General features: G+C 67.9%; 21 protein-coding genes. 9 read left to right on the plus strand and 12 right to left on the minus strand.

Annotated features, from left to right (window positions below):
- The first annotated feature begins 107 nt into the window (after window positions 1–107).
- Both A5757_RS03560 and A5757_RS03565 read left to right on the plus strand, forming a co-directional pair.
- Window positions 108–1292 carry an NAD(P)/FAD-dependent oxidoreductase gene (locus A5757_RS03560; protein WP_066828662.1) on the plus strand — a complete coding sequence of 395 codons (1185 nt, stop codon included), beginning with the start codon at window positions 108–110 and terminating at the stop codon, window positions 1290–1292.
- A gap of 162 nt (window positions 1293–1454) precedes the next feature.
- Window positions 1455–2072, plus strand: a complete 618-nt coding sequence (locus A5757_RS03565; protein WP_082929292.1) for a bifunctional 2-polyprenyl-6-hydroxyphenol methylase/3-demethylubiquinol 3-O-methyltransferase UbiG — start codon at window positions 1455–1457, stop codon at window positions 2070–2072.
- Between the two features lie 89 nt (window positions 2073–2161).
- Here A5757_RS03565 and A5757_RS03570 read toward each other — a convergent pair whose 3' ends face one another.
- From A5757_RS03570 to A5757_RS03595, 6 genes are read right to left on the minus strand one after another with little or no spacing between them, the layout of a single operon-like run.
- Window positions 2162–2500: a cupin gene (locus tag A5757_RS03570; protein WP_066828664.1), complete on the minus strand. Its 339-nt coding sequence runs from the start codon at window positions 2498–2500 to the stop codon at window positions 2162–2164.
- Between the two features lie 19 nt (window positions 2501–2519).
- Window positions 2520–3194 (minus strand): metalloregulator ArsR/SmtB family transcription factor, encoded by a 675-nt coding sequence (locus tag A5757_RS03575; RefSeq protein ID WP_066828666.1) that lies wholly within the window; start codon window positions 3192–3194, stop codon window positions 2520–2522.
- 12 nt (window positions 3195–3206) lie between these two features.
- Window positions 3207–4025: a class I SAM-dependent methyltransferase gene (locus A5757_RS03580; protein WP_066828668.1), complete on the minus strand. Its 819-nt coding sequence runs from the start codon at window positions 4023–4025 to the stop codon at window positions 3207–3209.
- Window positions 4018–4800 (minus strand): ABC transporter, encoded by a 783-nt coding sequence (locus A5757_RS03585; RefSeq protein ID WP_066828670.1) that lies wholly within the window; start codon window positions 4798–4800, stop codon window positions 4018–4020. The genes A5757_RS03580 and A5757_RS03585 overlap by 8 nt, the downstream gene beginning before the upstream one ends.
- On the minus strand, window positions 4797–5498 hold the full coding sequence (locus A5757_RS03590; RefSeq protein WP_066828672.1) for an ABC transporter ATP-binding protein: 702 nt from the start codon (window positions 5496–5498) through the stop codon (window positions 4797–4799). The genes A5757_RS03585 and A5757_RS03590 overlap by 4 nt, the downstream gene beginning before the upstream one ends.
- A complete protein-coding gene (locus A5757_RS03595; protein ID WP_066828674.1) occupies window positions 5495–5956 on the minus strand; it encodes a hypothetical protein in 462 nt (153 codons plus the stop codon). Before A5757_RS03595 ends, A5757_RS03590 begins: the two co-directional genes overlap by 4 nt.
- A 197-nt stretch (window positions 5957–6153) precedes the next feature.
- On the opposite strand from A5757_RS03595, the gene A5757_RS03600 reads away from it, so the two are divergent.
- Window positions 6154–6654, plus strand: coding sequence for a hypothetical protein (locus A5757_RS03600; RefSeq protein ID WP_066828675.1), 501 nt, complete (start codon window positions 6154–6156; stop codon window positions 6652–6654).
- Here the strand turns inward: A5757_RS03600 and A5757_RS03605 are convergent.
- Window positions 6651–7361 (minus strand): LysR family transcriptional regulator substrate-binding protein, encoded by a 711-nt coding sequence (locus A5757_RS03605; protein ID WP_066828677.1) that lies wholly within the window; start codon window positions 7359–7361, stop codon window positions 6651–6653. The genes A5757_RS03600 and A5757_RS03605 overlap by 4 nt on opposite strands.
- A gap of 28 nt (window positions 7362–7389) precedes the next feature.
- Here A5757_RS03605 and A5757_RS03610 point away from each other — a divergent pair, with 28 nt between their 5' ends.
- Both A5757_RS03610 and A5757_RS22650 read left to right on the plus strand, forming a co-directional pair.
- Complete coding sequence (locus A5757_RS03610) at window positions 7390–7776, plus strand: DUF5997 family protein (RefSeq protein WP_066828679.1); 387 nt, start codon at window positions 7390–7392, stop codon at window positions 7774–7776.
- Window positions 7777–7781: 5 nt separating this feature from the next.
- Complete coding sequence (locus A5757_RS22650; protein WP_082929293.1) at window positions 7782–8195, plus strand: SRPBCC family protein; 414 nt, start codon at window positions 7782–7784, stop codon at window positions 8193–8195.
- Between the two features lie 48 nt (window positions 8196–8243).
- Here the strand turns inward: A5757_RS22650 and nrdE are convergent, their stop codons facing one another.
- The 4 genes from nrdE to A5757_RS03630 form a co-directional block, all read right to left on the minus strand.
- The gene (gene nrdE / locus A5757_RS03615) at window positions 8244–10412 is read right to left on the minus strand and encodes a class 1b ribonucleoside-diphosphate reductase subunit alpha (protein ID WP_066828681.1); all 2169 of its coding nucleotides are present in this window, start codon (window positions 10410–10412) and stop codon (window positions 8244–8246) included.
- On the minus strand, window positions 10379–10834 hold the full coding sequence (gene nrdI, locus A5757_RS03620; RefSeq protein WP_066828683.1) for a class Ib ribonucleoside-diphosphate reductase assembly flavoprotein NrdI: 456 nt from the start codon (window positions 10832–10834) through the stop codon (window positions 10379–10381). The genes nrdE and nrdI overlap by 34 nt, the downstream gene beginning before the upstream one ends.
- A 33-nt stretch (window positions 10835–10867) precedes the next feature.
- Window positions 10868–11110 carry a redoxin NrdH gene (locus A5757_RS03625; RefSeq protein WP_066828742.1) on the minus strand — a complete coding sequence of 81 codons (243 nt, stop codon included), beginning with the start codon at window positions 11108–11110 and terminating at the stop codon, window positions 10868–10870.
- Window positions 11111–11692: 582 nt separating this feature from the next.
- Window positions 11693–12235 (minus strand): NAD(P)H-dependent oxidoreductase, encoded by a 543-nt coding sequence (locus A5757_RS03630; RefSeq protein ID WP_066828685.1) that lies wholly within the window; start codon window positions 12233–12235, stop codon window positions 11693–11695.
- Window positions 12236–12321: 86 nt separating this feature from the next.
- Here A5757_RS03630 and A5757_RS03635 point away from each other — a divergent pair, with 86 nt between their 5' ends.
- The 4 genes from A5757_RS03635 (at window position 12322) to A5757_RS03650 (ending at window position 15971) form a co-directional block, all read left to right on the plus strand.
- Window positions 12322–12927, plus strand: coding sequence for a TetR/AcrR family transcriptional regulator (locus A5757_RS03635; RefSeq protein ID WP_066828687.1), 606 nt, complete (start codon window positions 12322–12324; stop codon window positions 12925–12927).
- Window positions 12927–13988: a DNA polymerase IV gene (locus tag A5757_RS03640; protein ID WP_197497235.1), complete on the plus strand. Its 1062-nt coding sequence runs from the start codon at window positions 12927–12929 to the stop codon at window positions 13986–13988. The genes A5757_RS03635 and A5757_RS03640 overlap by 1 nt, the downstream gene beginning before the upstream one ends.
- 10 nt (window positions 13989–13998) lie before the next feature.
- Window positions 13999–15180 carry an AAA family ATPase gene (locus A5757_RS03645; protein ID WP_066828691.1) on the plus strand — a complete coding sequence of 394 codons (1182 nt, stop codon included), beginning with the start codon at window positions 13999–14001 and terminating at the stop codon, window positions 15178–15180.
- A gap of 65 nt (window positions 15181–15245) precedes the next feature.
- Entirely contained in the window at window positions 15246–15971 is a 726-nt protein-coding gene (locus A5757_RS03650) for a GAF domain-containing protein (RefSeq protein ID WP_066828744.1), read from the plus strand.
- Here A5757_RS03650 and A5757_RS03655 read toward each other — a convergent pair whose 3' ends face one another.
- Window positions 15972–16826, minus strand: coding sequence for an SDR family oxidoreductase (locus tag A5757_RS03655; protein WP_066828693.1), 855 nt, complete (start codon window positions 16824–16826; stop codon window positions 15972–15974).
- Window positions 16827–16905 lie beyond the last annotated feature (79 nt).

Raw genomic sequence — 16905 nt, forward strand, 5'->3', positions numbered from 1 at the left:
ACCCGCGCGGTGTCGGCGGGTGCGGCAGCCTTCTGCTCGCAGCGCTGACCCGCTCGTGCGCGGGTACTATTCCTCCTCGACAGTTCCGAAAGACCGAGACGAGATTCATGACACAGCGATACGACCTGGTCATCGCCGGAGGCGGGCCCTCGGGCTCGGCCGCGGCGTGGCAGGCCGCACAGACCGGCGCGAAGGTCGTCGTGCTGGACAAGGCCCAGTTCCCCAGGGCCAAGCCCTGCGGTGACGGCCTGACCGCCCGCGCGGTCAGCTACCTGCAGAAGATGGGCCTGGCCGACGAGGTCGCCACCTACCACCGGGTCAACCGGGTGACGGTGTTCAGCCCCAGTCAGTGGGAGCTGTCGTTTCCCAAGCGCCCGGGCATGCCCGACCACGGCCATACCGTCAGCCGCGAACACCTCGACACGGTCCTGCTCAAGCACGCCGAATCCGCCGGCGCCGAGATCCGCCAGGGCGCCGAGGTCACCGGACCGATTCAGGACGAGAACGGCCGGGTCGTGGGAGTGACCCTCAAGGGCGGCGAGAAGGTCTACGGCGACGCCGTGATCGCCGCCGACGGTGCCTACTCCCCCATCAAACGGGCGCTCAAGATCGACTCCCAGTACAACGGCTACCAGGCCATCGCGATCCGCTCGGAGATGCCGGCCAACCGACCCGACTCCGACAGCCTCGACATCTACCTGAAGCTGCAGTTCGAGGGTGACCAGCTGCCCGGCTACGGGTGGGTGTTCCCGATGGGCGACGGCATCTTCAACATCGGCCTCGGCTACGTCAACAGCTACAAGAACTGGCAGGCCATCAACGCCACCCAGTTCCTCGGCGAGTTCCTGCGGACCCTGCCGCGCGACTGGGACCTGCCCGCCATCGAGGAGCTGAAGAAGAACAAGAGCGTGCGGGCGTGGCGGTTGCCGATGGGCTTCACCGCCTGGCCGCCGTGGCGTCCCGGCGTGCTGTTCACCGGCGATTCGCTGGGTGCGGGTAAGCCTGCCTCGGGTGCGGGCATCTCGAAGGCCCTCGAATCCGGTTTGGCCGCAGGTGAATGTGCGATCGCCGCGCTCACCAACGGTGGGCCTGACGACTTCACGAACTACGCCCAGCGGATGGAAGCGGCGTGGGGCCGGGAGTACAAGCGCGGCCGCTACTTCCACAAGCTCGCCGGGATCCCCGGTGTGGCCAACACCGGAATCAAGCTCATCGACAACGCGATGTTCCGGGACCGGATGCTCAAGTCGCTGTACAAGAAGGAACAGGGCCCACAGCACCACTACAAGTAGATTTCCGCCCCGCCGAGGTCATCGGCGCAGCCGGGTGTGTGGTTCGCGAAAGCGGATCGCACACCCGGCTTTCTTTCCGCTACCGCCGCCCGACGGCGGATCGCGGTTGCCAGATCGGCAACTGTCCTTGGCATCACATACCCGAGCGTCCAGGCTGGGGGCATGGTCGAATCGAATGTCGCGCAAGAGTGGGACGAACGCTACGCCGCAGCGGAGCAGCTGTTCAGCGGCCAGCCCAACACGGTTCTCATCTCCGAGGTGAGCGGCCTCACGCCAGGCCGGGCACTCGACGTCGGTTGCGGCGAGGGCGCGGACGCGGTGTGGTTGGCCGCCCAGGGATGGACCGTCACCGCGCTCGACGTGTCCCGGGTGGCAGTCGAACGCGCCGCCGCGCGCGCGGCGCGGGCCGGTGCCGAGGTGGCGTTCGTCCGTAACGACCTCGTCGCGGCCGAATTGCCCGCCAACGGCTTCGATCTGGTGACCGCGCAGTACCCCGCGCTGCGGAGCTCTGCGGACCGCGCCGCCGAACGCGCGCTGACCGCAGCGGTCGCACCCGGCGGAGTGCTTCTGGTGGTGCACCATGCCGGTGTCGACGAGGACACGGCCAGGGCGCGCGGCTTCGACCCGGCCGATTACGTTTTCCCGGCGGATGTGCGGGCGGTGCTCGGCGACGGCTGGGAGGTCCGCTTCGAGGAGAGCCGCCCGCGCGACACGCCGCTGGGCGGCGCGGAGCACCGGCATACCCACGATGCGGTGCTGTTCGCGCGACGGCTGCAGTAGTCGGTCATCGCGGCACCCGGATGTGAGATTCCGGCGACACCGCGCTGGCGGGCGGCTTCGGCGTCACTGCACCAGGGGCCGCGCCTACTTCACGATCTCGCGACCACGGTCAGCAGCACCACCGAATCCTCCACCGCCACCAGATTGTGGATCTCGTCGGGAACCACCAGGTAGTCGCCTTCCGCGCCCTCCGTCGCCCCGGTCGCGGTACCCAGCTGAATCCGGCCCCGCAGCACCACCAGCGTTGCCTCACCGGGACTCTGGTGGTCGTCGAGCCGACTCCCTGCGGTCAGCGCCAGCACGGTCTGGCGCAGCGTGCGCTCGCGACCGCCGAACACCGTGTGCGCCGCCCGGCCGGCGCGCGCGTCGCGCGCCGCGTCGAGCTGTTCGTCGCCGATACCCTTCAGTGACAACGTATCTGCCATCATCAACCTCTCCCTGGACAATTCAGCCCCTGGCGGGCCGCAGAACGAGTCCGACTTCGCACGACCCGGCGTGCGGATCGGGCGTGACCGCCACCGTGTAGCTGCCACCGATCGACCCGGCATTCAGGTCGATCACCTCTTGGATCAATCCCTGCTGGATGCCACGCACCACCTCCGGTGCGGTCTTGGCGACCTCGGCGAGCGGGCAGGTGCACAGCTGGACGGTCACCTCCCCGAACGAGGACAGCACCGAACGCACCTGGAAACCCAGCTCGGTCAACGTCGCCACGACGAGGTCGCTGATGGTGGACTCGTCGCGGCGGCGCGCCAACCGCACCCGGTGTGCCAGATCCGCGCCGATACGCCGGGCCCGCAGTTCGCGTTCCTGCGGCGTGCCGCCGAGGTGCGTGGCGAAGAGCGAGACGATGTCCGCGTAGTCGAGTCGCGGGGCCAGTTCGTAGGTCAGTTTGGGCCGACCGGCCCCGGTCGGCCGGGTGCTGCCCCGCCGGACGTAGCCCTGCGATTCGAGCGCCGACAGGTGAAACCGAGCAGTGGTGATGTGGATCTGCAGCGCGTCGGCGACTCCTTGCGCGTCGACCGGCCGGTTCGCGTCGCGCAACAAACTCAGGACGTTCTGGCGCTGGCGGCCGGCGGCCCGGTCGGCCGTCCTTTCGGCATCGTGGCCGCGCACTGACATGGGGTGAGTCTGTCACTGCACGGGCACCACGCCGACGACCGCCACCGCCGTCAACGAGCGCCGATACCGTTGGAAGGTGCTGCGCATGCCGATGACGCGACGGCGCGCCGCGGGCCGGCGGAGTACGTTTCCCACGATGCGCAGCGCGCCGAACAGTCCTTCGTCGGCGATCACCCTGGCGGGGTTCAGCAGCGCCATCGGGGCGTGGTCGATGGTCTCGACCCGGAAGCCGGCATCCTCGAGCAGCTGCGTCCATTCCGCGGTCGTCAACGGCCGCGCGTTCACCTTGATCGCCCGCGCCATGTCGCGGCGGATCTCGTCCTTGACGTCCTGGGGCAGATCGTCGGGCTGCAGTCCGAGTTCGTGGATCGCATAGCGACCGCCGGGCCGCAGCACCCGGAAAGCCTCCTCGACGATGGCGCGTTTGGCCTTGTCGCCCTGCATGGTCAGCATCGCCTCGCCCACCACCACGTCCGCGCTGCCGTCCGGCAGTCCGGTGGTCGCCGCGTCGGCGACCACCACGGTGCCGCCGACCGGTGCGACGACCGAGCGGACATTGTCGGTGGCGGCGGAGGTGTCGTCCACACCCACGTATGAGCGCGGCCGTCGGGCGACGATGTCGGCGGCGGTGCGGCCCAAACCGGGACCGAGTTCGACGACGTCGGCCTTCTCGAGTCGGGCCGCGGCGAGCAACCGGGTGGTCAGCTCCAGACCGCCGGGGCGAAGTACGCGTTTGCCGAGCCGGGCCAGCAGCCAATGGCCGGGCAGGTCGGCGTCCGAACGCTCGGCCAGCGGAAGCGCCACGGGCCCGGAGTGGGTGGGGTCAGCCATGTCGGACGGTCCTTTCGACGACGGCGATCGCGAAGATCGCCGTGAACAGTGAGATCACATACAGCAAAGCGATATTCGGTCCCCATGGCGGCGTCAGGACCGCGTCCTGTCCGGTCGCGAACACACCGTTGAGGACGGGCATGTACCGCTGCAGGAAGGCGCCGCTGGGCAGATATCCGGCCGCCGACTCGAACGCGTAAACCCACAGCAGGATCACCGCAGCGGCGGCCAGGGGTGACCGGACCAGTGCGCCCACACCGATCCCGGCTCCGGCGGCGAAGAAACTCAGCAGCGGGACCGTCCAGAGCAGTCGCAGGGCGACCGGATCGGTGGCCGACACCGACCCGTAGACGTGCGGTGAGACCACCGGCAGGAAGACGAGGACGACGAGCAGCGCCACGACGGTCACCACCGCGCCCAGCACCCCGTAGAACAGCCATCGGCCGACCAGCACCGGCCACTGGCGCGGTGCCGTAAGGCGGACGTATTCGCCTGCTGACCAACGGTTCTCGGAAGCTTGGCCGTCCGCTGCCGCCAATGCGACGACGACGGTGGTGATGGTGATGACCCAGTATGCCGCGTTGGACGTCGGCACCTCGAGCACTGAGATCTGCCCGGGGATACGCGCGAACGCCTCGGCCACCCAGGCGATCACGAAGGTGATGACGGCAGGTACGGCGACGGCGGCAGGCACCAGGACGAGCCAGAGCCGGCTGCGGCCGCCGGTGCGGACGAGTTCGGCCCGCACCCCGCGCGTGACCAGTGCCGCGTTCATGGGCACCCCGCACAGTCGAGCAGCATCGACTCCAGCCAGTCGCGGGGGTCGGCGCCGACGGGAACCACCCCGGCCAGCGCGCCGTCGACGCGCGGCCTTCCGTCTGCGAGCACCACGACCCGATCGGCCGACAGCACGACCTCCGACAGCAGGTGGGTGGCCACCACGACGGCGCACCCGGCGTCGGCGAGGTCCCGGAGGAGGCTGCGGAACCAGACGATGCCCGGGACGTCGAGGCCGTTGAGCGGTTCGTCGAACAGCAACGCCGCCGGCCGGCACAGCAGCGCACCGGCGATGGCCAGGCGCTGGCGGGCACCGAGTGACAGCGCGCCGATCAGGTGCCCGCGGTGCGTCGCGAGCCCAGCCTGGTCGAGCACCTCCTCGACCCTTCCGTCGTCGACGCCAGCGAGCGCAGCCAGCCACCGCAGATGCCGCTGCACCGTATGGCGCGGGTCCATCGCGCCGGGCCCGAGGTGCACGCCCACCAGGTGTGGGTCGCCGGACGGTGCGCGGTCATCGACCGTGACGGTGCCGGCATCCGCCCGATCCAGACCCGCGATCAATCGCAGCAGCGTCGTCTTGCCGGCGCCGTTGAGGCCGAGCAGCGCGGTGACCGCACCAGCGGGAAAGTCGACCGTCACGTCGTCCAGTGCCCGGTGGGTCCCGAAAGACCTTGTCAGGCAGTGTGTCCGGATCATTGGAAGTTGCACGGAATCGGCAGACCGATCGTCTTGACGCCGTTGCACAGCGATTTGCTCGCCAGTTTCCAGCGGCCGTCGATCCGTCGCCACTCCGCGACGACCTGAACAGTCGGCGACCCCTGACGGCTGGCGTTGATCACCGCGGTGTGCCGGTCACCGTCGTGGGTCTCAGGGCCGGTCACGACGCTGGACCCCCGCGGCGGACGGAAGAAGCCGACGCGGTGAATCATCTTCGGCACCACCACCGCTCGGTCCCCGCCCTCCAGCTGGGCGGCCTTGACCCAGTCGGGTGCGGCGGTGGCGACGAGCAGCTTGATCTGCGCGTCGAGTTCGGCCAGCGTCGGCACCTCGGAGGTGATCGCGAAGTTCTCGAGACTGAGCGGGTCGGCGTGGATCTCCGGATCGGCCCCGGCGGCGGGGGCGGTGCTCATCAGCACGCCTGCGGTGGCGAGCATCGTGACAGCTGCGCGTGACCATCGCTTCAATGCACCGCTCCCTGATAAAGAGGAAATTTCTCCGGTAAATGTAGGCGGCTGTGCCGAGGTAGGCAAGCCTTACCTTCGGCAAGCGGCGCCGAGATGACGCTTTGTGATGGATTTCGGCCGGATTTCGTCAGAGACCGTAGCCTCGGCGAGCCACTAGGCTCGGCCCGGTGGTGATCGAGCCGGGGCTGTCCGATGCGGAGTTCACGCACCTCGAAGGGATGTTGGGTATTGAGTTCGCCGACGACCACCGGGCGTTCCTCGCCGCCGGACTGCGCGTCGGTGCGTCGTGGCCGGATTGGCGCGGAGAGGGGCGGCGGAGCCTGCAGAAGCGGCTGCAGTTGCCGGCCGAAGGCGTGCTGTTCGACGTGGAGTGGACGGCGTTCTGGCTCGACGGCTGGGGCCGACGCCCGGCGAGAATGAAGGACGCGCTGCGCTCGGCCCGATATCACCTGGCCGCTGTGCCGCAGATGATTCCGGTGTTCGGCAATCACTATCTGCCGGCCGGACGCGGAACGGTCGGGCGTCCGGTGTTGTCGATCGTCCGCACGGACGTCGCCGTCGTGGGAGCGAATCTCCACGACTATGTCGACAGAGACTGCGGTTCCACCGGCGCCCACGCGCCGGCCGCGGCCGACGCGGTCGAGTTCTGGTCGACGCTGGCCGGTTAGCGGCCGCGTCCGCCCCGGCCTGGTTTGCGCGCCACCTTTCCGGCGGCGGCGCGGGCGGCCTGTTTGGCGAGCGTCTTCTCACGGGCCGTGCGTTTGGGCGCCGGGGCGCTGTCTCCGCGCGACGAACCAGGTCGGCGACCCCGCACGATGCCGATGAACTCTTCGAGCAGGGGCGACTGCGGTCCCTCCGGGACAGCGAGTGCCACGGGACAGATCGGCGCGTCGGCGATCGGGCGGTAGGTGAGGTCTTTGCGGTGGTGGAGCCGGGCCAGAGACTGCGGAACGATGAGCGCGCCGAGACCGGCGGCGACGAGCTCGACGGCGTCGCCGGTGGTATCGGGGCGATGCTCGACCGGGGCGCCGGGCCGGTCGGGCCAGGCGACCACGTCGTCGAGGGGCCGCAGTACCGGTTCGTCGTCGAGGTCGGCGGCGGTGATCTCGTCGGCGGCGGTGAGGAGGTGATCGGCCGGTACGACGGCCACCGTCGCCTCCTCGTAGAGCGGGATGACGGCCAGCCGCGTGGTGTCGGCCGGCAGCCGGAGCAGCGCCACGTCGATATCGCCGCTGCGCACGGCCCCGGGCGCGTCCGCCGCGGCGACGGGCTGCAGTCGCAGCACGGTGTCGGGGTGGCGCTCCGCCCAGATCCTGGACCATTTGGCCGGCGTCGCGCCCGGAACGTATCCGAGGGTCAGCGAGCTCCGGATCACCGCATCAGGCTACCGATAGGCTCGCTTCATGAGCAGGCCGAACGCACAGTCGATGAAACCCGCCACGGCGGCGAAGAAGTTGGACGTCTACCTGCCCGCGACGCCCCCGGAATTCCAGCAGAACGCGATCACCCGCGCCGAACTCGCCGCGCTGCAGGTCGATCCGCCGCAGTGGCTGCAAGACCTCCGCAAGAACGGGCCGCATCCGAAGAACCTCGTCGCCGCGAAACTCGGCGTCTCGATCGCCGGTCTGGGCCGCGGCGGCATCACCGAGGCGCTCACCACCGAACAGATCAATCAACTGCTGGAGGAGAAGCCGGACTGGCTGGTCGCCGAACGCGAGAGCTATCAGAACGTCCTGCGCGAAGATCGGCGGCTCAAGGCTCGGCGAGCCGATGAAGCTCGCGAGGGCTGACGCTCATGCGCCACTCGGTCCGGTGCACGCGGTCGTGCGCAGCGTCACCCGAGACGGTGTACGACCTGCTCGCCGACCCCGAGCGGTGGCCGCAATGGTTAGCCGGAGTCCGCACCGCCGGGTGGGTAGAACCAGGTGAAGTGCGTCGCATCGTCGTCAGTGGCTTGACCATGCGCGAAGAAGTGCTCGTCTCCGACCGTCCGCATCACCACGCATACACGATCCTGTCCGGCATTCCTGTTTCCGATCATCGCGCCGACGTCCGCATTACGCCACGACCCCGTGGCTGCCTGATCACCTGGACAGCGACGTTCCGCGGACGGATCCCCGGCACCGGCCCCCTGCTGTGGCTGATGCTGCGGGCCAGCACGTCGACCATGGTCAACGCGCTGGCCCGAGGCGCTGAATCACGTGCTTAGGGAATCACTTTCGCGGGTGATCGTGTTGCTGATATCAGCGGCCAGCCGTCACAACATGCAGCTGACGCAACCCTCAACCTCGGTGCCCTCGAGGGCCATCTGGCGCAGCCGGATGTAGTACAGCGTCTTGATGCCCTTGCGCCAGGCGTAGATCTGCGCCCTGTTCACATCGCGTGTGGTGGCGGTGTCCTTGAAGAACAGCGTCAGGCTCAGGCCCTGGTCGACGTGCTGCGTGGCCGCGGCGTAGGTGTCGATGACCTTCTCGTAACCGATCTCGTACGCGTCCTGGTAGTACTCCAGGTTCTCGTTGGTCATGTACGGCGCCGGATAGTAGACGCGGCCGATCTTGCCTTCCTTGCGGATCTCGACCCTGCTCGCGATCGGATGGATCGAGCTCGTCGAGTGGTTGATGTAGGAGATCGACCCCGTCGGCGGCACGGCCTGCAGGTTCTGGTTGTAGATGCCGTGCTTCTGCACCGACTCCTTCAGCCGCCGCCAGTCGTCCTGCGTAGGGATCCGGATCCCGGCATTGGAGAAGAGGGTGCGAACAGTCTCGGTCGCCGGCTCCCACACCTGCTCGGTGTACTTGTCGAAGAACTCCCCCGACTTGTACTTCGACTTCTCGAAGCCGCCGAACGCCGTACCCCGTTCGATCGCAATGCGATTCGACGCCCGCAGGGCGTGGTAGAGCACGGTGTAGAAGTAGATGTTGGTGAAGTCGACGCCCTCTTCGGAGCCGTAGAAGATCCGCTCCCGCGCGAGGTAGCCGTGCAGGTTCATCTGCCCCAGGCCGATCGCATGGGATTCGTTGTTGCCCTGCTCGATCGACGGCACCGAGGTGATCGACGTCTGATCGCTCACCGCGGTCAGCGCACGGATCGCCACCTCGATGGTCTGCGCGAAATCCGGTGAGTCCATCGCCTTGGCTATGTTCAGCGAACCGAGGTTGCAGGAGATGTCCTTGCCGATCTTCTTGTAGGACAGATCGTCGTTGAACTCCGACGGCGTGGAGACCTGCAGGATCTCCGAGCACAGGTTCGAGTGGGTGATCTTGCCGTCGATCGGGTTCGCCCGGTTCACGGTGTCCTCGTACATGATGTACGGGTAGCCCGACTCGAACTGCAGCTCGGCCAACGTCTGGAAGAACTCGCGCGCCTTGATCTTCGTCTTGCGGATCCGGGCGTCGTCGACCATCTCGTAGTACTTCTCGGTGACGGAGATGTCGGCGAACGGCAGCCCGTAGACCCGCTCCACGTCGTACGGCGAGAACAGGTACATGTCCTCGTTCTTCTTGGCCAGCTCGAAGGTGATGTCCGGAATCACAACACCCAGGGAGAGCGTCTTGATGCGGATCTTCTCGTCGGCGTTCTCCCGCTTGGTGTCCAGGAAGCGGTAGATGTCGGGGTGGTGCGCGTGCAGGTACACCGCACCGGCACCCTGACGCGCACCGAGCTGGTTGGCATACGAAAACGAGTCCTCGAGCAGCTTCATGATCGGGATGACGCCCGAGCTCTGATTCTCGATGTTCTTGATCGGCGCGCCGTGCTCACGAATGTTGGTGAGCAGCAAGGCGACTCCGCCGCCGCGCTTGGACAGCTGCAGCGCGGAGTTGATGGAGCGCCCGATGGACTCCATGTTGTCCTCGATGCGCAGCAGGAAGCAGGACACCGGCTCGCCGCGCTGCTTCTTACCGGAGTTGAGGAACGTCGGCGTGGCCGGCTGGAAGCGTCCGTCGATGATCTCGTCGACGATCTTCTCCGCGAGCGCGGTGTCCCCCGCGGCCAGCGTCAGCGCCACCATCACAACGCGGTCTTCGAAGCGTTCGAGGTAGCGCTTCCCGTCGAACGTCTTCAACGTGTAGGAGGTGTAGTACTTGAACGCCCCGAGGAACGTCGGAAAGCGGAACTTCTTGGCGTAGGCGCGGTCGAGCAGTTCCTTGACGAAGTTGCGCGAGTACTGGTCGAGCACCTCGCGCTCGTAGTAGTCCTTCTGGATCAGGTAGTCGAGCTTCTCGTCCTGATTGTGGAAGAAGACGGTGTTCTGGTTGACGTGCTGCAGGAAGTACTCGCGCGCGGCGAGGACGTCCTTCTCGAACTGGATCTTGCCGTCCTTGTCGTACAAGTTCAGCATCGCGTTCAGCGCGTGGTAGTCGGTCTCCCCGGGGAGCGCGTGCGCGCCGGTGGCTACCGGCTCTGCAGCTGTGACGGTGGGTGACACGCCTGTTCCTTCCAGAAGTTTTCGAGGCCGGCCCGGACGGCGAAGACGTCGTCCGTCGTGCCCATGAGTTCGAAGCGGTAGAGATACGGGACGCCGCACTTGCGGGACACCACATCGCCCGCGTAGCCGAATTCAGCGCCGAAGTTGGTGTTGCCCGCGGCGATGACGCCGCGGATCAACGACCGGTTGTGCTCGTTGTTGAGGAACGCGATGACCTGTTTGGGGACGTATCCCCCGGCGTCAGGGTCGGGCCCGTTCGCGTGTCCACCGCCGTAGGTGGGCAGAACGAGTACGTAGGGCCGGTGGACCTCGATGCGCTCGTGCAGCGGGATGCGGACGACATCGGCGGCGGGCAGCCCGAGCTTGTCCACGAAGCGGTGCGTGTTCTCCGAGACGCTGGAGAAGTACACCAGGCTGCCCATCGCCGATTCCTTCCGCTGCTCACCGCCTGCCCGTCAGGCGGTGGCGGCAGCCACTCCGCCGAGGGCCTTGATGCGGTCGGGGCGGAAGCCCGACCAGTGGTCGTTGCCGGCGACGACGACGGGCGCCTGCAGGTAGCCCAGGGCCATGACGTAGTCGCGGGCCTCGTTGTCGAGGGAGATGTCGACGACGTCGTAGTCGATGCCCTGCTTGTCGAGCGCTTTGTAGGTGGCGTTGCACTGGACGCACGCGGGCTTGGTGTACACGGTGACAGTCATTCGGCGGGCTCCCTCAGCGAAATCTTCGTTCGGCAATCTGTGGTTGTTCATCACGCTGCACCTCACCGACGATCAGGCGGTAGGGCAGCGAAAGCTCATTGACTTCCAACGCTGGGACGAGGGGGAAACATCCCTCGGACTTCGCGTCGGTCGCCGTACTTCTGGCTTCCCTGCTCAACACCGTAGACACTAGATGTTGTGCTCCGTTAGTGAATCACATACAAGATGCTCGTAATGACACGTTTGGAATTTTCCCTGGTGGCCTCGGAGTGTCGCGGCGTGTCCAGCGTGTCGCACGTCACAACGCACCTCGGTGAGCACCACATGTCGTGTCTATCAGGAGCCACCGACAACTCGACCACGACTCACCGGAGGGCCCCTGGTCGCCAGCAAACACCGGTCGAGCTACCGCGTACACACGACACTCTGGCCACTCCAGCCACTTCCGCCACTCGGAGAGCACACCTCAGAAGGCCCCGCCTGGTGGCGACACTCGACCAGCCGTCCACCGACGCTGCCGTGTCACTGACCGCCGCGTGATTCGGCCCGCATACGTCCGCCGGCCGGCCGCGCGGCAACCCTTCAGCCGACTTCAGCGGCGAGCTTGCCGACGATGTCGCGCAGCGCCGCCGACACCTCGGCGCTCTCCCGCGGATGCCGACCGTCGAGCGTCTTGGTCGGCAACGACAGCTCGAGATCCTCGATGACGCGCGGACCGGCGATACCGAACGACTTGCGGGTCTCGGCGTGCGCCCACTGCCCGCCGTACTGGCCGAGCGCCGCACCGATGACCGCCAGCGGCTTGTCCTTCAGCGCGCCGTTGCCCCACGGTCGCGAGAGCCAGTCGATCGCGTTCTTGAGTACGCCCGGGATGCTGCCGTTGTACTCGGGGGTGACGACCAGGGCGGCGTCGGCGTCCGCTGCGGCGGCGCGCAGCGCGGCCACAGGTTCGGCGACCCCGTCGGTGTCGATGTCCTCGTTGTAGAAAGGCAGTTCACCCAGCCGGTCGAACAGGGTCAGATGGACCCCGGCCGGCGCCGCTTCCATCGCCAGTTCCGCGAGCTGCCGATTCACCGAGGCGGCCCGCAGGCTGCCCACCAGCACGAGCACGTTGACATCCGCCATGTCGCAATCCTTCCGTCGTCTGACGATCTTCGCACGGGGTAACCGGACCGCGGTCCGATTTATTCCCGCTGAGCTAAAGTGCAGTCGTGAGCGCAGCCGACGCGACAACCGGGTTGTCGATCACGGCTGCCGCGCCGTCCGAACGCGGTGACGCCGCCCGCAACCGGCAGTTGCTGCTGGACGCGGCGCGGCGGTTGATCGCCGAACGCGGCCCCGATGCGGTGTCCACCGACGACATCGCCGCGGCCGCGGGGGTGGGCAAGGGCACGCTGTTCCGCCGCTTCGGCAGCCGCGCGGGTCTCATGCTGGTGTTGCTCGACGAGAATGAGAAGGTCCAGCAGCAGGCGTTCATGTTCGGACCGCCTCCCCTCGGGCCCGGCGCGCCGCCGATGGAGCGGCTGGTCGCCTACGGACGCGAGCGCCTGACGTTCGTGCACGAACACCACGCGCTGCTCTCCGACGCCGGCCGCGATCTGCAGACCCGGTTCAACGCCCCGATGAGCCTGCATCTTGCGCACGTCCGGATGCTGCTCGACGCCGCACACACGACCGGCGACCTCGACGCGCAGGCCGTCGCGTTGAGCGCGCTGCTCGACGTCGACTATGTCGAACACCGGCTCGCCCAGGGTGTCTCACTCGACGCCCAGGGCGACGCGTTCGAATCCCTGGCCCGCAAGCTCTGCGGCACCTGATGCGCTGGATCCTGCACGTCGACCTCGACCAGTTCCTGGCGGCGGTGGAATTGCGCCGCCACCCTGAACTCGAAGGCCTCCCCGTCATCGTGGGCGGCAGCGGAGACCCCACCGAAGCCCGCAAGGTCGTCACCTGCGCGTCGTATCCGGCCCGCGAGTTCGGTGTGCGTGCGGGGATGCCGCTGCGCGCGGCCGCCCGACGATGCCCCGACGCCGTATTCCTCGCCTCGGACCCCGACGCCTACGACGCCGCCTCCGACGAGGTGATGGGGCTGCTGCGCGACCTCGGCCACCCCGTCGAGGTGTGGGGCTGGGATGAGGCCTACGTCGGGGTCGACGACCCGGACGGCACCGTGGACCCGATCGCGCTGGCCGAGCAGATCCGCGAGGTCGTCGCCGCCGGCACGGGGCTGTCCTGTTCGGTCGGTGTCAGCGACAACAAACAGCGGGCGAAGGTGGCCACCGGATTCGGCAAACCGGGAGGCGTATTCGCGCTCACCGACGAGAACTGGATGGACGTGATGGGTGACCGGCCCGTCGACGCGCTGTGGGGGGTCGGGCCCAAGACGGCGAAGAAGCTCGCGACGATGGGCATCACCAGTGTCGCCGACCTCGCGGGTACCGACGCCACACAGCTGACCTCGACGTTCGGGCCGACGACCGGATTGTGGATTTTGTTGCTGGCCAAGGGCGGTGGCGACGACACCGTCAGCTCGCAACCCTGGGTGCCGCGCTCCCGCAGCCACGTCGTCACCTTCCCCGAAGACCTCACTGAGCGCGCGGACATGGCGGCCGCCGTGGCCGATCTCGCCCGGCGGACGCTGACCGAGGTCGTCGAACAGGGTCGGGTCGTCACCCGGGTCGCGGTGACCGTACGCACGGCGACGTTCTTCACCCGGACCAAGATCCGCAAGCTGCCGGCACCGAGCGTGGACGCCGACGTCGTCACCAAGACCGCGCTCGACGTGCTCGGACAGTTCGATCTGGAGCGGCCGGTCCGCCTGCTCGGCGTGCGTCTGGAACTCGCGATGCCGCGACCGGCTGTCAGCGCCGGGCAATAGCCTCGGCGACATGCTGCAGACCTTCGCCATCCGCGGATACCGCTCCCTGCGGGACGTGGTGCTGCCGCTGCATCGCCTCACCGTGGTCACCGGAGCGAACGGCAGCGGGAAATCGTCGCTGTACCGGGCGCTGCGGCTACTGGCCGACTGCGGCCGGGGCGAGGTGATCGGCTCCCTGGCTCGGGAGGGCGGCCTGGAGTCGGCGTTGTGGGCGGGCCCGGAACAGGTCACCGGGGCCCGGCGCACCGGCCGCACGGAGGGCACCGTGCGGACCCGGCCGATGTCCCTCGAGATGGGCTTCGCCGCCGATGATTTCGGGTATCTGGTCGATCTCGGACTGCCGGTGCACGCGGGGCCCGGCTCCTTCTTCAGCCGCGACCCGCAGATCAAGCGGGAGGTGGTCTTCGCGGGTCCGGTGGCCCGCCCGGCGTCGACGTTGGTGCGCCGCGGCGGTGAGTTCGCCGAGGCGAGCGCCGCGTCCGGCCGAGGATTCGAGGAGCTGACCCGCGCGCTGCCGCTGTACCGCAGCGTCCTCGCCGACTTCGCCCACCCCGGCGCCTTGCCCGAACTGGCCGCGGTGCGGGATCGACTGCGCGGCTGGCGGTTCTACGACGGCTTCCGGGTTGACGCCGCAGCCCCGGCCCGCCGTCCGCAGATCGGCACCCGCACGCCCGTGCTCTCCGACGACGGCAGCGATCTGGCGGCGGCCGTGCAGACGATCCTGGAGGCGGGATTCGATGACCTGCCCCGCGCGGTGGCCGACGCCTTCGACGGTGCGTCTGTTCACGTTGCCGTCCACGACGGGCTGTTCGACCTGCAACTCCGTCAACAGGGGATGCTCCGGCCGTTGCGGTGCGCCGAATTATCTGACGGCACACTGCGATTCCTGTTGTGGGCCGCGGCCCTGCTGAGCCCGTCGCCACCATCGCTGATGGTGCTCAACGAGCCCGAGACGTCGCTGCACCCGGATCTGGTCCGGCCGCTGGCCGGTCTCGTCGCGGCGGCGGTGGAACGGACGCAGGTCGTGGTGGTCACCCACTCTCGCGCGATGGTGGAGTTGCTGGGCACCGCCGCTCTCGATGAGGACACCGACGGGGCGAGCCACGTGTCGCTGTACAAAGAGTTCGGGGAGACCCGCATCGAAGGTCAGGGGCTGCTCAACGTTCCCCGGTGGGACTGGGGTCGCCGCTGACCACTCTCAGCCGTTCCACATCCGAAGCTGCGCATCGGCCGGAGTTTGCCGATATCGTCGAAATCATGACGCCGGCAGTCCCCGGATTCGACGAGTGGTTGTCCGACGAGCTCATCAAAGAGGCCGCGATCGCCGGGGAGTCTGTCGAGAAGTTCATCGCCCGGTCGGTTGCCGCCCGGATGGCGGTCGAGCAGGCCCGCCGCGGCGACGGCGACATCGACGAGTTGCTGGAGCGCGTCCGACGGATGGATCTGGATCTGCCGCCGCCAACTCGCGACGGCACCGCGGGGTCGGTGATCGCCGACCCGGAACGGCTGCAGGCGCTCTACCAGACCGGCATGCTCAACCCCGACCGCAGCCGCGTCCTCGACCGGATCGTCGAGATGGCGGTCGCGGCGCTCGGCGTGCCCTCGGCGGCGGTGACACTCGTCGACCACAAGAACGTGTACGTGCCCAGCGCCATCGGCGTGCCCGACGAGCTCGCCGCGGCCCGCCAGATCGCCCTCGAGCACTCGATGTCGCGGCCGATCGTGAGTACCGGCGAGGCGGTGATCTCCGCCGACGCACGGGTCCACCCCACGCTGATGACGCATCCGATGGTGCGCGACCACTACATCGTCGCGTTCGCGGGCTACCCGATCAGCGACAACGCCGGGCACACCGTCGGCGCGCTGTCGGTGTGGGATCGCAAACCGCGCGATTGGAGTACCGGACATCTGCGCACACTCGAGGACTTCGCCGAGATGGCGCACGACGCGATGTTCTCGGACCGCGCGAAGGGTCCGCTCTGATCAGCGCTTCGGCCGCAGCGCGCGGCTGAACAGGACGTTCACCTGCCGCATCGCGACGCTGTACGGCCACCACATCGTGCGCTTGAACATGTAGAGCGCGCGGATGTCCGGCGAGGTGTAGATCAGGTACCGGTTCCTGCGGACACCGGTCAGAATCCGGTCGGCGACATGCTCGGGCGACACCGCGTGACCGGTGAACCGGTTGGTCCACTTCTGCACGCTCGGGTCCTCGCGGTCGACACCGGCGATCTGCACCGTCTGCACCAGTGGCGTCTGCACCGCACCGGGCACCACGACCGACACCCCGATGCGGTGGCGGGCCAGATCGAAGCGCAGCACTTCCGACAAACCGCGCAGGCCGTATTTGCTGGCGCTGTAGGCGGCGTGCCACGGTAGGGCCACCAGGCCAGCCGCCGAGGACACGTTCACCAGATGACCGCCTCGGCGCGCCTTGACCATCGGTGGGACGAACGTCTCGATGACGTGGATCGGCCCCATCAGATTGACGTCGACCATCGATTTCCAATGCTGGTGGGTCAGCCGGTCGACGGTGCCCCAGGCCGAGATCCCGGCGATGTTCATCACCACGTCCATCGCGGGATGCTCGGCGTGGATGTCGGCCCCGAACTGGGTCACCGCGTCGTAGTCGGAGATGTCGAGGGCCCGGTGCATCGGCACCCGCGCGCCGAGAGCGCGGACATCGGCGACAGTGGTCTCCAAGCCGTCGGCGTCGCGGTCGGTGAGGAACAGCTCGGCGCCTTCAGCAGCCAGCTTCAGAGCAGTCGCGCGACCGATCCCGCTCGCCGCGCCCGTGAGCAGACACCGCTTGCCCGTGAAATCGCCTGCCTGGACCATGAGTTTCTCCTATGTCAAGCCGCTGCCGTTTGGCAAGGCTTTGCTCGGTTGTTGTGGTCGGTGTGGAGGTGTCCGAATA

It is taken from the genome of Mycobacterium sp. 852013-51886_SCH5428379 (assembly GCF_001665575.1).
In the GTDB taxonomy this organism is placed as follows: domain Bacteria; phylum Actinomycetota; class Actinomycetes; order Mycobacteriales; family Mycobacteriaceae; genus Mycobacterium.